The sequence below is a fragment of the Tateyamaria sp. GN1-10 genome (genome assembly GCF_055693845.1).
The window spans coordinates 4,171,141-4,183,844 of record NZ_JBVFUR010000004.1 but is presented as its reverse complement, the minus strand read 5'-3'; the positions used below and the strand labels follow the sequence as shown (position 1 = coordinate 4,183,844).

Below are 12,704 nucleotides of genomic sequence, written 5' to 3'. Positions count from 1 at the left end.
GGTCAGTCCAGTCTATACGTGCTGCGGGCCAGATCGGTGGCGAGGAGGCGCGCCAGATCTGCGGCGGTATTGGTGTCGAAATACCCTCGCTCGGTCTGCGCCGCCAAATGCAGCGAAATGGCCCGTCGCCAAAGATCATGCCGTGCAGGGATGGAGAGGAAAGCTCGGGTATCATCATTGAAACCGGCAAGGTTGTAGTAGCCAGCCGTTTCGACCACCTGATCCAGATAGCGGGCAATGCCTGCAGCACTGTCATGGAACCACCAGGGCGGGCCAATGCGCAGGCACGGCCAATGCCCGGCCATGGGCGCCAGTTCGCGGGCATAGGTGGTTTCATCCAGCGTGAACAGGATCAGGGTCAGTCTTGGGTCATTGCCAACACGGTTCAAGAGGGGTTCGAGGCCACGTACCCAGTCTACGGCAATGGGGATGTCCGCGCCCTTGTCCGGTCCGAACTGTTCAAACAGCGCGTGGTTGGTGTTGCGCCGACTGCCAGCATGCAGCTGCATGACCAGCCCGTCATCCAATGACATCTGCGCCATCTCAATCAGCATATGCCCATGAAATGCATCAGCCTGTGACATGTCCCCGGACACCAGTGCAGCGTAGGTGTCAGCGGGGTTATCCAGCCAGATGGTCTGCGGCACCTCAATGGCGTGATCGGTGGCCGTTGCGCCAAGCGCTTTGAACGCGGCGCGCCGTTCGCGCAATGCCGCGAGGAAGCCGTGGTAAGACGAGGTATCCTGCTTGGTCATCGCACCCAGTGACATCAGGTCCGAAGCCCAGTCCGGCGCCCTCGGGTTCAACAGCGCATCTGGCCTGAATGTCGGCACCACGCGTCCATCCCAATCGCTGTCTTTGATCGTCTGATGGTGCATCAGCGGGTCGAGCGCTGCGTCCGTGGTTGCCAGAACCTCGATTCCGAAGCGGTCGAACAGAACGCGCGGGCGATTGGCTGGGTCGGCCAACCATGCATCAATGTGGTCATAGACCGCATCCGCTGTATAGGCACTCAACGACAAGCCGCAGCCCAGGGTCTCACGCAGCACATATTCGATCCAAAGCTGGCTGGGCGTGCCCAGAAACAAATGCCAGTGTGTCGCAAAAAGCCGAAAGATCTCTCGCGGGTCGCGATCCTCGACAGGCACGCCAACCCCAAGCTGTTCAAGCGGAACGTCCTGCGAATAAAGCATCCGAAACACGTAGTGATCCGGAATGACCAGCAGCTCTGCCGGATCGGCAAAGGGCTGGTTTTTGGCGAACCAAGCTGGGTCACAATGACCATGTGGCGACACGATTGGGGCCTGCCGAATTCCGTCATAAATCCCCGCCGCTTTGCCAGTCAGTTCGAGCGCCATGCCTGCCCCTTTCCTTTTTCCGCAGACTAGCACGAATGCCCCTTGGCGCATGTGCAAAATGCCGCCACTCTGTGGACTGGGAGGACAGTAATGAACGTCTTGATGATTGGGGCTGGAATGGTCGCCCAGACCCACCTTCTGGCCCTGCGCGACAACCATGCAGGCGCGCGATTGACAGGCATTCTGGGGCGCAATGAAGCGCGCACCACCGCATTCTGCACCGAGGCGTCACAGCTTCTGGGATACGGGCTGGCGCCATACACCGATGTGCAAGCTGCCTTGGCCGTAAAACCTGACATGGCCATCGTGATCACGCCACCCGATGTCCGGATGGAATGTGCCCGCGCGTTGGTGCAGGCGCGTGTGCCAACGCTTATGGAAAAACCGGTTGAGCGCACGTTGGCGGCAGCCAGCGAAGTGATCGACCTGTATGCGCAAGCGGGCGTGCCCTTGGGCATTTGCTTTCAGCACCGAACCCGGGCAGCAGCACAAACGCTCAAACAGCGCATTGAGGCAGACGAACTCGGCGATATCGTGCATGTGGATATGCGAGTCCCGTGGTGGCGCGACCAATCGTATTATGATGCACCCGGGCGCGGCACCTATGCGCGGGATGGCGGCGGTGTAATGATCAATCAGGCGATACACACACTTGATCTGGCACTGTGGTTGGCCGGGCCCGTCGCAAAACTGCAGGCCATGATGCGCACCAGTCCCCTGCACAGGATGGAGGCCGAGGATATCGCCGCCGCGTTGCTTACATTCCGTTCGGGTGCGTCTGGTGCCCTGAATGCGACCACAACCGCTTATCCCGGCGGTGCGGAAAGCATCACACTAACCACGACAAAGGCACACGCGCATCTGGAAGGTGACAGCCTGCGCATCGATTGGCTTTCAGGTCAGACAGAAACGATTGCCCCCGATGGTGGCGCTGATACCGGCGGGGGCGCTGATCCGATGGCCTTTACCCACGCATGGCATCAGGCATTGCTTGAGGATTTCGTCGCCTCTGTTGCAGAGAAACGCACACCCCTTGCCCCACCCGCCGAAGCCCTGCACGTCCACGCTGTGATCGACGCGATGGAACGCGCGGCTCGCACATCCACCATGATTGAAGTGACACAATGACACTCACCTTTGTCGCCCTCGGGCTGGACCACCGCCATATATACGGCATGACGGAAAACATGCAGGCTGTCGGCGCCCGATGCCTTGGCTTTTGGACCGAAGGGAATCCACAACCGTTGGCCGGGTATGCAAAGCGGTTCCCTGATTTGCATCGGTTCGACACGTTGGAGGCGGCACTGGTGGCTGGGGCTGACCTTGCGCTGGTGTCGAATATCCCTGGTGACCGTGCCGACGTCGCCATTCAGGCGATGCGCACTGGTCACGACGTGATGACGGACAAACCCGGTTGCACATCCCTGGAACAACTCAACGCAATCAAAGACTGCGTGGCTGAAACCAGTCGCATCTGGTCCATCAACTTCTCTGAGCGGTTTGAGGTGCCATGCGTTACGCTGGCCGATCAATTGGTGCAGGACGGTGCCATTGGCCGTGTGGTGCACACGACCGGCCTTGGGCCACATCGCTTGAACCGCCCCACACGCCCTGACTGGTTCTTTCAGCGTGAACGATATGGCGGCGTTTTGACCGACATTGCCTCGCATCAGATCGACCAGTTCCTGCATTTCACAGGCTCGGATCAGGCGCAGGTGACCATGGCGCATGTGGCCAATCACGCCAATCCGGATGATCCCGGTTTGCAGGATTTTGGAGAGATCGCGCTGCGGTCGGATCACGCATCAGGCTATATCCGCGTCGATTGGTACACGCCGGATGCGCTGCCCACCTGGGGCGATGGGCGCCTGACCCTGCTTGGCAACGACGGATACATCGAGTTGCGCAAATACGTCGATGTAAACGGGCGCGAAGGCACGGATCACCTTGTTCTGGTCAATGGTGATCGGTGCGAGAAGATAGATGCGCGTGACGCGGGATTGCCGTACTTCGAACGCCTTGCCCATGACATCGCACACCGGACCGAAACCGCGATGACACAGGCGCACTGCTTTAGGGTGATGGAACTTGCACTGCAGGCGCAGGCGATAGCGGAAGGGTCGGTCATATGATCCGCGTGGCAATTCTGGGCGGTGGGATCGGCGCGCAGCATCTTGAGGCCTATTATCAGCTTGAAGAGTTCGTCGTGACGCATCTGGTCGATCAGGATGCCGAACGCAGTGCGGCCCTCTGCGGCGATCGGATCACCCCTCTCTCTTCTATCGAAGATGCGCTGTTTGCGGATGTCGATGTCATCGACATCTGTCTGCCACCACACCTGCACGCCCCTGTTGCGATTGGCGCTCTTGAGGCGGGCAAGCACGTCATCTGCGAAAAGCCACTGGCAACGTCGTTAGAGCAGGTCAACGCCATTTCATCTGCGGCGACCGCATCGGGCAAGTCGGTGTTTCCTGTGTTTCAGTACCGTTTTGGTCCCGCGTTCGACCAACTGCGCGCCCTGCAAGTGGCGGGTCTCGTGGGCGCCCCACGCGCAGCTTCGCTGGAAACACATTGGAACCGCGACGCTGAGTACTACGCGATCCAATGGCGCGGCACCTGGGCTGGTGAGCAGGGCGGCGCGGTGCTGGGTCACGCGATCCACGCCCATGATCTGCTGGGTACGTTCATGGCGCCCATCGTTGGGGTGACTGCCCGCCTTGGCACGCTCGTCAACCCGATCGAGACTGAGGATACTGCCGCCCTGATCTTTGAGCTTGAAGGGGTGCTTTGGCGACCAGCAGCATCACCCTTGGTGCCGCATCCGATGAAACCCGGTTGCGGCTGGTCTATGAGCACCTGACTGCAACCTCACATACGAACCCGTACGCACCCGCAGAGGGCATATGGCAATTTACGGCGCGAGATCCTGAACGGCAAAGCGACGTGGACGCAATATGCGAAACAGCATCGCGTAACTTGCCCGGTTTTGCCGGGTTCTTGACCGAGGTGGGTAAGGCTTTGAACGGCACTCCAAACACGGCGGTCACTCTGGCCGAAGGAACGGCCTCGATTGAGCTGGTCACCGCGATCTATGCCGCACACCGCGACGGAACGCGGGTCGCCCTGCCGCTTGAGTCGGATCACACCCTGCACGCGGGGTGGCAGCCATGATCGAATGCTGGCGTTGGTTTGGGCCCGATGATCCCACGCAATTGTCCGACCTTCCGCAGGTCGGGGCCACCGGCGTGGTCACCGCGCTGCACCAGTTCGCACCCGGTCAGGAATGGCCCGCGCAAGCGATCCAAGACCGCAAAGCGATGATCGAGGCTGCTGGCCTCACATGGGAAGTGGTGGAAAGCCTACCGGTGTCCGAAGCGATCAAGACACGAAGCGCCGACATCGCTGCGCATCTGGACGCCTACAAGGCCAGCATGACCGCTCTAGCGCAAGCAGGGATCCGCACCATCTGCTACAACTTCATGCCAATCCTCGATTGGACACGTACTCAAACCCATGCCGCGCAACCTCATGGCGGCACGGCCATGCTGTTCGATCTGGCAGATTTCGCAGCCTTTGACCTCTTCATTCTCAAGCGCCCGGGTGCTTTGGATGACTATTCGGATGTTGTTCGGGCCAGCGCGACCGAAGCCTTTGCCCGAATGGATGACGCAGACAAGGCGCGGCTCAGCCGTACAGTGATTGCCGGGCTACCCGGTGCGAATGACGGTTGGACTCTGGATGACGTACAGCAACGGCTTTCGACATATGACGCCATAGGCGCGGAGAAAATGCGCGGCCACCTGATCGACTTTCTGTCCGAGGTCGCGCCGCTGGCGGATCAGCTTGGCCTGCGCCTGTGCTGTCACCCGGACGACCCGCCCTTTTCACTTCTAGGCCTGCCTCGGGTCATGTCTTCGACCGATGACTATGAGACCGTGTTGAATACAGTGAATTTTGAGGCAAACGGCGTGACGCTGTGCACCGGGTCACTGGGGGTCGCCGAAGCCTTCGACGCGCTTGACTTCGTGCGCCGCCTCGGCCCGCGCATCCACTTCGCACATCTGCGCAATACCAAGCGCCTGCCATCCCCAGACGCGGACCGCCCCGGTTTCTTCGAAGCGGCACATCTTGAGGGGGACACCGACATGGTTGGAACCGTTGCCGCGCTGATGGAGGAAGAAGCACGCCGTCGTGCTGAAGGGCGCAGCGACCATGCCATCCCCATGCGCCCGGATCACGGCCAGGAATTGCTCATGGACCGGGATCGTGACAGCCTGCCCGGCTATCCTCTGATTGGACGGATGCGTGGGCTGGCTGAGCTGCGGGGTATCATGGCAGCAGTCGCGGCAGGTCAGGCATGATGCGCATTGGTGTTGCAGGTGTCGGTCTGATCGGCCGTCAGCATTTGGACGCAATCGAACGCGCGCAAGGTGTCACGGTCTCTGCCGTCTTCGATCCGGCGTTGAAAGAACACGTGCCGTGGGCGTGTACCGACAGCCTGTCGGATCTGGCCGCGCAATCCGACGGCGTCATCCTTGCGGTGCCCAACCACCTTCACGCTTCGATGACCCTGTCGCTGATCGATGCGCACTGCCCGATACTGATCGAAAAACCGCTCACGGCCACGGCCGCCGAAGGGGCCGAAGTGGTCGCTGCCGCAGAAAAGGCAGATGTGCCCATCCTCGTTGGCCATCACAGACGGCACAATCCGCTCACTGCCAAAGCGCACCAGATCATTGCGGATGGTACGCTCGGCGCGGTGACAACGGTGCAAGGCACGTGCTGGCTGCCGAAGCCTGACAGCTACTATGCCCAGGCTTGGCGCCAAGGGGCGGGGGCAGGGCCGCTGTTTATCAACCTGATCCACGACATTGATCTGCTGATGTATCTATGTGGCCCAATCACGCATGTGCAGGCGATGGAAAACAATGCGGTGCGCGGGGCAAAAGCGGAGGAAGTGACCGTCGCCACCCTTCGCTTTGCCAGCGGCGCGCTGGGCACCGTCAACCTGTCCGACGTTGCCCTTGGGCCATGGAGCTGGGAGCTAACGGCAGGTGAAAACCCTGCCTATCCCAAAACGGATCAGTCCAGTTATCTCATCGGGGGAACAAAGGGTGCGCTGTCCTTGCCCAACCTCAGCCTTTGGACGCAAAAGGACGGCCCGGACTGGTGGGCGCCCATGGATCAGACGCGGGTGCCACTGCCCCTGTCAGACCCGCTGAAGGATCAGATTGAGCATTTTGCGCAAGTAATCGAAGGCAATGCCCCGCCGCTTGTCAGCGGGGCCGATGGCCTGCGCGCTGTTCATGTGATTGAGGCAATCAAATCAGCCGCCGGATCCGGGCAACTGGTCGCTGTCGGCTAGGACGTCCAGGGGCGCTCCGCTCACTGGATTGTGCATTCCCTGCTGCTTTGGTCGCATTCAACGCGCCTATATTGCGCCGTACCGCCCGGCCCGCTAGGCAGGGGGCCGCAAGACAAAGGCGCAGACCATGACCCAAGCTCCCCTGCCAACCCTCGACCAGATGCGCGTGGCTGTGATCGGATTGGGGTATGTCGGCCTGCCCCTCGCCGTGGAAATGGGCAAACAGCGCCCCACCATCGGGTTCGATCTGAACGTCGAGCGCGTCGCGGGCCTACAAGCAGGGACGGACAGCACCGGCGAGGTGGACGATCTGGGCGCAGCGACCCACCTGACCTACACCAACACCCTGTCCGATATTGCGGACTGCAACGTCTATATCGTCGCGGTCCCGACCCCAATCGACAGTCACCGCCAACCCAACCTCGCCCCGTTGCTCGCGGCCTCTCGCACCGTTGGCGAGTTGATCAAGCGCGGCGACATCGTCATATTCGAAAGTACGGTCTATCCCGGCGCGACCGAGGAAGACTGCCTGCCGCTGGTCGAAGAGGTGTCCGGCCTTCGCCTCAACATGGATTTCTATGCCGGCTACAGCCCCGAGCGGATCAACCCGGGCGACAAGGATCGTCCGCTGCCCAAAATCACCAAAGTTACCTCCGGCTCAACCCCCGAAGCAGGGCAGGCGATTGACGCACTCTATGGCTCCATCATCACGGCAGGTACCCACCTTGCCCCGTCCATCCGCGTGGCCGAAGCGGCCAAGGTCATCGAAAACACCCAGCGTGACGTAAACATCGCCCTGATCAACGAGCTTTCGATCATCTTTTCACACCTTGGCATCGACACATCCGCCGTGCTGGATGCTGCTGCCACCAAGTGGAACTTCAACCGCTACACGCCCGGGCTGGTTGGGGGGCACTGTATCGGTGTTGATCCCTATTACCTGATCGATAAGTCGATTTCGGCGGGCCACATCCCCGACATCATCCGCATGGCGCGCGAGATCAACGATGGCATGGCGCAACATGCGGTTTCCCTCTTGGTCAAGGCAATGATCAAGCGCGAAGCGCGCGTTCATAGGGGACGGGTTCTGATCCTTGGGATCACGTTCAAGCAAAACTGTGCAGACATCCGCAACACCAAGGTCGTTGATATGCTGGGCGAACTGACAAGCTATGGGCTTGAGGCCGATATTCACGACCCTTGGGCTGATCCGGACGAGGTGAGGCAGGAACACGGTCTTGGCCTTTTGGCACAGCTACCGGAACAGGCGGATTACGACGCGGTGATCCTCGCAGTGCCGCATGATGATCTGGTCGGGCAGGGGCCTGCACCCTTGCGCGCGCTTTTGACGGACAATGGTGTTTTGTTTGATATGAAGGCCGCATTTGACATAGCGGACAGTGACCTGCGCCTTTAGTTCACCAACGCGGTGCTGACCATCGCAGCCGCCCGCTCCCCCGTTTCAATTGCCCCTTCGATCAATCCGCCGTTCTGTTGCGACACCTCAGCCCCGGCAAAGATCAGGCGACCTGCGACCGGGTGCGACAAGCCGGGCGCGCCATAGGGCGGATGACCGTGCGGCGGCGTTTGGTCAAATGGGGTCGCAGTGAATGGCTCTGCTGCCCAATCCATCAGCTCGACCTTGCTCGGCTGCGCAGCCCGGGGCCCAAACAGGCGGGACACCTGGGCCAGCGATTGCTGAATTAAGGTCTCACGATCTTGCCGCGCATCAGATGCCACGCCCAAGAACCCGAAGAGACCAAAAACGTTGGCCTCGGGGTCAGACTGATCTGCAATTTCAAACAGTGGCCCGACATGGCTGACAACACCTCCGGACAATCCGGCCTCGCGCCAGAACGGTTTGTCGTAAAGGGCAACCAGCTTGGCATGTGCCGCCATCCATGTCGGCCATTGGGTTAGCGCCTGTGAAACATCCGGAGCCCACGCCGGGGTCACGTCCCACGAGGCGACGATGGGTCCGGGCACTGCACAGATCACCATATCGCCGTCCCATGTCGCGCTCTCCGTCTCGACCTGCGGGCGATGCGTCAGGTCAATGGCGCGCACGACCTGCCCGAAGCGTATGGTCCCGTCAGGCAGCGACGCCGCCAACTTTTCAGCAAGCCGTTGCACTCCACCACGAATGCGCGCAGCATCGCTGTAGCGCCGGGGAAACGCCCCGCGCTGCGTTTGCGCCGCTGTTTCATAGATCAAATCGCCATCTTCGAATTGGGCCAGCGTCGATAAGCCTAATTCCTTCAGCAGAGCCACGATCCGTGGCTGATAGGCGGGCCATATCCAAGCCGGGCCAAGATCAATGCCACCGTCCGCAACTGGAAGGCTCAAGGCCCGCCCGCCAACGCGGTCTCGCGCCTCCAGAACGGTCACGTCATGCCCCGCCTGATGCAGCCGCAGCGCGGCCGTCAAACCGGCCAGCCCCGCGCCAATGATCAGGGCGCTCGTCACCCGTCGACCATCTGGCGCAGATGGCCCGTCTTGACCCAAAGCTGCGCGCCTTCCGATCCAGCCTTCAACGTGGCCTTGCTGCCGGGTGGGAAGCGCAGCCAGTCACGCGCACCCATGGTGGCGTCACCGTCACTCAAGCTTCCGTCCAGTACCAATACTTCGGCCCCGTCCTTGGCATCTAACGCATGAGATGCACCCGGTGCCCAAACCTCGAAGGCCACAAGCTCATTGGCATCTTCGAACAAGGTCGCCGTGGATACGCCATCCCGCGCTGGATCCTCCATGGTCTCCGCTGTGTTCATGTCAATACTGACATGGTGCCGGTCCTCGGGATCGAACTGCCACAGCTTGACAAAGATGGTGGCGCCGGGTGCTGAACTGGGGGTATGGCGCGATGTCGGCGGGTTACGCACATAGGTCCCGACCGGAAAATCGCCTGCTTCGTCCTGAAACACACCTTCAAGCACGATGTATTCCTCGCCTCCGTCATGGGTATGCGGGGCAAAGGCGCTGCCGGGGGCAAAGCGCACAATGGTTGTTGCACGCGCCACCTCATCCCCAATGCGATCCAGCATTTTCCGCTCGACCCCCGCTGAAGGTGAAGCTCGCCAAGGATTGTCTGCGTCCAGGACGCGCACGGGCTGCGTGAAGTCAGCATTCAGTTCCATACTCGGTCTCCATTGCGGTTACCTTCCATTAGGTAGGCAAACATTTCGGTTCTGCAAGGTTGATAGCCTCATTGCTTTCTTGGATCAAAGAAATATATTACTAACTGTGCTGACCAAAAGGTAGGCAAATGGATACACGCAACGAATTATTGGACCAAGCGGAAGAGTTTGCGCGGCGGCGCGGATTTGACGGATTCAGCTTCGCAGACCTCGCCAACAGCGCGGGAATCCGAAAGGCATCAGTGCACTACCACTTCCCGGCCAAAGCCGATCTGTCCTTCGCACTAATGGAACGTTACCGGGCCGTGTTCATGGACAAGCTCCACGCCATCTCGGCAGCAGAACCCATGGCCAGCACACGCCTGTTGCAGTTCCTGAATCTGTATCGGCAGGCATCAGATGGCGGGCGCAGCCTGTGCTTGTGCGTTGCGCTATCCGTGACACAAACGGCTCTTCCAAAGGCAAGCCTCGCCGAACTTGCCGCGTTCCACGGCGATGTCATAGCATGGCTAGAGACGGTTTTCCGCCTCGGGCAGGCCGATGGCACCCTACGACATGTGTCTGACCCGCGCGCCGAAGCTCACGCTGCCATGGCGCAGGTGGAAGGGGCGCAGATCGTTGCGCGGGCCGCACAGGACGCCAGCCGGTTCGAAGCGACCATTGGCACATTGGTCGCCCGCAGCCTTTGACGACGATGCGGGAAAAAATGTGATGTGATCCCAAAACGTTTCTGTGTCAGCCTGACCAAGCATACGGCAATGGATCGACCTGATCGCGCCGGTTGGAGGGATAGCATGACTGAAACGCTTGATTGGATCCGGGTTGGGCAGACAACCGACTTGCCCGAAGGGCGGGTGAAGACGGTCACCGCACGCACCGTATCTATTTGCCTTTCCCATTTCGATGGGCAGTGGGCAGCGATGGACAATCACTGTCCGCATCAGCGCGGACCGCTGGGCGAAGGATCGATTGAGCGCGGAGAGGGCGGTAAATGCTGGATCCGTTGCCCATGGCACGGTTGGGACTTTGATCCGCTTACCGGTGCCCCTCCTGGCGGACACGAGGATACGGGCCAGAAACTGTACCCACTCAAGATCGAGGGGGAGGAGATTTTTGTCGGTCTCGAACCAGAACCGCCGCATGTGCGCACGGTCAGCGATCAGATGGCCGAAAGCATGGTCAACTGGGGCTTGAAACACGTCTTTGGCATGGTGGGCCATTCAAACCTTGGGCTGGCGGATGCGATCCGCATGCGGGTCGAAGCGGGTGAGATGAAATATGTGGGCATCCGCCACGAAGGGTCCGCCGCGTTCGCCGCATCCGCCTATGGCAAGCTGACGGGTCATCCGGCGGGGTGCCTGACCATCGCCGGGCCCGGCGCCACGAACTTGCTGACAGGTCTGTGGGACGCCAAGGTCGACCGCGCGCCCGTGCTGGCACTAACCGGCCAGGTACAAACGCAGGTCTTTGGGCCAGGCGCGTTTCAGGACATCGACCTCGCGTCGGCCTTTGATGCGGTTAGCAGATTCAGCCAGACAGTGCTGAGCACCTCAAAACACGCCGAACTGGTGTCGCTGGCGATGAAGAATGCGCTGGTCGAACGCGACGTGGCCCACCTGATCTTCCCGGACGATATGCAGACCAACCCGTCCGACGCGCCCGCGTCCAAACCCGATGGGCGTATGGGTCGCGCCGTCGTCAAGCCATCGGATGCAGACGTCGCCGATGCGCTGAACCTGCTGAACGCGGCCAAGCGCCCGATCTTTGTGATCGGTCACGGTGCGTGGGACCATATGGAGGCGATCACCAAGCTGGCCGAAACTCTTGGCGCCCCGGTGCTGACAACATTCAAAGGCAAGGGCCTGCTGTCCGACAGCCACCCCAATGCTGCGGGCGTTCTCGGTCGGTCCGGCACGCCAATTGCGTCGTGGTTTATGAACGAAGCGGATCTAATCCTGACCCTCGGAACCTCCTTCTCCAACCACACGGGGATCGAACCTTCGAAACCCATCATCCAGGTTGATTTCGAACGCATGCAGCTTGGCAAGTTCCACCCGGTCGATCTGCCCATCTGGTCCGAGATTGGTGAATTCTGTGCGGCCGTTGCTCCGCATCTGGTACGTCCTGCTGACGCGGCTGATCAGGTCACTGAACTCGCTGAACGCTGGGATATTTGGCGCAAGGAGAAACGTAACCGCATGGAGGAGGAAACAGCCAAGGGCATCCATGCCTTCGCCATATTCGACGCATTGTCGCGCGTGGCGCCAGCTGATGCGATCATCGCCGTGGATGTGGGCAACAACACTTACTCCTTTGGGCGCTACTTCGAAACCAAGGGGCAGCGCGTGCTGATGTCCGGCTACCTTGGCTCCATCGGCTTCGGCTTTCCCGCAGCCATGGGCGCGTGGGCGGCCACGCAGGACTTTGACTGGCTCAAGGGACGCAAGATCATCTCGATTTCGGGCGACGGTGGGTTCGGCCAATACGCAATGGAACTGACCACAGCGGTCAAATACGGAATGGATATCACCCACGTGCTGCTGCACAACGGCGAGCTGGGCAAGATCACCAAGGAACAGAAATCCGGTGAATGGCCGGTATGGGAAACATCCCTGCACAATCCGTCTTTCGCGGCTTTCGCCAAGATCTGTGGGGCGCATGGGGAAAAGGTCGTGTCGTCTGATGCTATCGAAGCGGCTTTGCAAAAGGCGCTGCATGTCGATGGCCCGGCCCTGGTCGAGATTATGACGGATTCCGAGCTGGTTTGACGTGCGGGGCGCACCACAGGTGCGCCTTACGGGCGCGCAGTGCCGTTAACGATCTATTTGCGAATTGAACCGTTCGATG

12 protein-coding genes are annotated in these 12,704 nt (G+C 60.4%); 9 read left to right on the top strand and 3 right to left on the bottom strand.

From position 1 onward, the window contains the following. Positions 1 to 2 precede the first annotated feature (2 nt). Positions 3 to 1,358 carry a glucuronate isomerase gene (gene uxaC, locus ACZ1HN_RS23085; protein WP_472729185.1) on the bottom strand — a complete coding sequence of 452 codons (1,356 nt, stop codon included), beginning with the start codon at positions 1,356 to 1,358 and terminating at the stop codon, positions 3 to 5. A gap of 90 nt (positions 1,359 to 1,448) precedes the next feature. Between uxaC and ACZ1HN_RS23080 the strand changes: the two genes are divergently transcribed. The 7 genes from ACZ1HN_RS23080 to ACZ1HN_RS23050 all read left to right on the top strand — a co-directional run bounded on the left by ACZ1HN_RS23080 (position 1,449) and on the right by ACZ1HN_RS23050 (position 8,140). After that, positions 1,449 to 2,486 (top strand): Gfo/Idh/MocA family protein, encoded by a 1,038-nt coding sequence (locus ACZ1HN_RS23080; RefSeq protein WP_472729184.1) that lies wholly within the window; start codon positions 1,449 to 1,451, stop codon positions 2,484 to 2,486. Further along, positions 2,483 to 3,490, top strand: a complete 1,008-nt coding sequence (locus tag ACZ1HN_RS23075; protein WP_472729183.1) for a Gfo/Idh/MocA family protein — start codon at positions 2,483 to 2,485, stop codon at positions 3,488 to 3,490. The genes ACZ1HN_RS23080 and ACZ1HN_RS23075 overlap by 4 nt, the downstream gene beginning before the upstream one ends. Beyond that, complete coding sequence (locus ACZ1HN_RS23070) at positions 3,487 to 4,218, top strand: Gfo/Idh/MocA family protein (protein ID WP_472729182.1); 732 nt, start codon at positions 3,487 to 3,489, stop codon at positions 4,216 to 4,218. Before ACZ1HN_RS23075 ends, ACZ1HN_RS23070 begins: the two co-directional genes overlap by 4 nt. A gap of 137 nt (positions 4,219 to 4,355) precedes the next feature. Further along, the gene (locus ACZ1HN_RS23065; RefSeq protein ID WP_472729181.1) at positions 4,356 to 4,529 is read left to right on the top strand and encodes a hypothetical protein; all 174 of its coding nucleotides are present in this window, start codon (positions 4,356 to 4,358) and stop codon (positions 4,527 to 4,529) included. Then, on the top strand, positions 4,526 to 5,719 hold the full coding sequence (gene uxuA / locus ACZ1HN_RS23060) for a mannonate dehydratase (protein ID WP_472729180.1): 1,194 nt from the start codon (positions 4,526 to 4,528) through the stop codon (positions 5,717 to 5,719). Before ACZ1HN_RS23065 ends, uxuA begins: the two co-directional genes overlap by 4 nt. Next, complete coding sequence (locus ACZ1HN_RS23055; RefSeq protein ID WP_472729179.1) at positions 5,716 to 6,723, top strand: Gfo/Idh/MocA family protein; 1,008 nt, start codon at positions 5,716 to 5,718, stop codon at positions 6,721 to 6,723. The genes uxuA and ACZ1HN_RS23055 overlap by 4 nt, the downstream gene beginning before the upstream one ends. A gap of 127 nt (positions 6,724 to 6,850) precedes the next feature. Continuing rightward, the gene (locus tag ACZ1HN_RS23050; protein WP_472729178.1) at positions 6,851 to 8,140 is read left to right on the top strand and encodes a nucleotide sugar dehydrogenase; all 1,290 of its coding nucleotides are present in this window, start codon (positions 6,851 to 6,853) and stop codon (positions 8,138 to 8,140) included. Here ACZ1HN_RS23050 and ACZ1HN_RS23045 read toward each other — a convergent pair. Both ACZ1HN_RS23045 and ACZ1HN_RS23040 read right to left on the bottom strand, forming a co-directional pair. Next, positions 8,137 to 9,189, bottom strand: a complete 1,053-nt coding sequence (locus ACZ1HN_RS23045; protein WP_472729177.1) for a flavin monoamine oxidase family protein — start codon at positions 9,187 to 9,189, stop codon at positions 8,137 to 8,139. The genes ACZ1HN_RS23050 and ACZ1HN_RS23045 overlap by 4 nt on opposite strands. Next, the gene (locus tag ACZ1HN_RS23040) at positions 9,186 to 9,857 is read right to left on the bottom strand and encodes a cupin domain-containing protein (protein WP_472729176.1); all 672 of its coding nucleotides are present in this window, start codon (positions 9,855 to 9,857) and stop codon (positions 9,186 to 9,188) included. Before ACZ1HN_RS23040 ends, ACZ1HN_RS23045 begins: the two co-directional genes overlap by 4 nt. Positions 9,858 to 9,985: 128 nt before the next feature. Between ACZ1HN_RS23040 and ACZ1HN_RS23035 the strand changes: the two genes are divergently transcribed. Together ACZ1HN_RS23035 and ACZ1HN_RS23030 are read left to right on the top strand one after the other, a co-directional pair. Further along, positions 9,986 to 10,546 (top strand): TetR/AcrR family transcriptional regulator, encoded by a 561-nt coding sequence (locus ACZ1HN_RS23035; RefSeq protein ID WP_472729175.1) that lies wholly within the window; start codon positions 9,986 to 9,988, stop codon positions 10,544 to 10,546. Positions 10,547 to 10,651: 105 nt separating this feature from the next. Beyond that, positions 10,652 to 12,625 (top strand): thiamine pyrophosphate-dependent enzyme, encoded by a 1,974-nt coding sequence (locus ACZ1HN_RS23030; RefSeq protein WP_472729174.1) that lies wholly within the window; start codon positions 10,652 to 10,654, stop codon positions 12,623 to 12,625. Positions 12,626 to 12,704: the final 79 nt, after the last annotated feature.

What these genes read in the sequence shown, in the direction of transcription:
- uxaC (WP_472729185.1), bottom strand. Translation starts at nt 1,358, where the DNA reads ATGGCGCTCGAACTGACTGGCAAAGCGGCGGGGATTTATGACGGAATT.
- ACZ1HN_RS23080 (WP_472729184.1), top strand. Translation starts at nt 1,449, where the DNA reads ATGAACGTCTTGATGATTGGGGCTGGAATGGTCGCCCAGACCCACCTT.
- ACZ1HN_RS23075 (WP_472729183.1), top strand. Translation starts at nt 2,483, where the DNA reads ATGACACTCACCTTTGTCGCCCTCGGGCTGGACCACCGCCATATATAC.
- ACZ1HN_RS23070 (WP_472729182.1), top strand. Translation starts at nt 3,487, where the DNA reads ATGATCCGCGTGGCAATTCTGGGCGGTGGGATCGGCGCGCAGCATCTT.
- uxuA (WP_472729180.1), top strand. Translation starts at nt 4,526, where the DNA reads ATGATCGAATGCTGGCGTTGGTTTGGGCCCGATGATCCCACGCAATTG.
- ACZ1HN_RS23055 (WP_472729179.1), top strand. Translation starts at nt 5,716, where the DNA reads ATGATGCGCATTGGTGTTGCAGGTGTCGGTCTGATCGGCCGTCAGCAT.
- ACZ1HN_RS23050 (WP_472729178.1), top strand. Translation starts at nt 6,851, where the DNA reads ATGACCCAAGCTCCCCTGCCAACCCTCGACCAGATGCGCGTGGCTGTG.
- ACZ1HN_RS23040 (WP_472729176.1), bottom strand. Translation starts at nt 9,857, where the DNA reads ATGGAACTGAATGCTGACTTCACGCAGCCCGTGCGCGTCCTGGACGCA.
- ACZ1HN_RS23035 (WP_472729175.1), top strand. Translation starts at nt 9,986, where the DNA reads ATGGATACACGCAACGAATTATTGGACCAAGCGGAAGAGTTTGCGCGG.
- ACZ1HN_RS23030 (WP_472729174.1), top strand. Translation starts at nt 10,652, where the DNA reads ATGACTGAAACGCTTGATTGGATCCGGGTTGGGCAGACAACCGACTTG.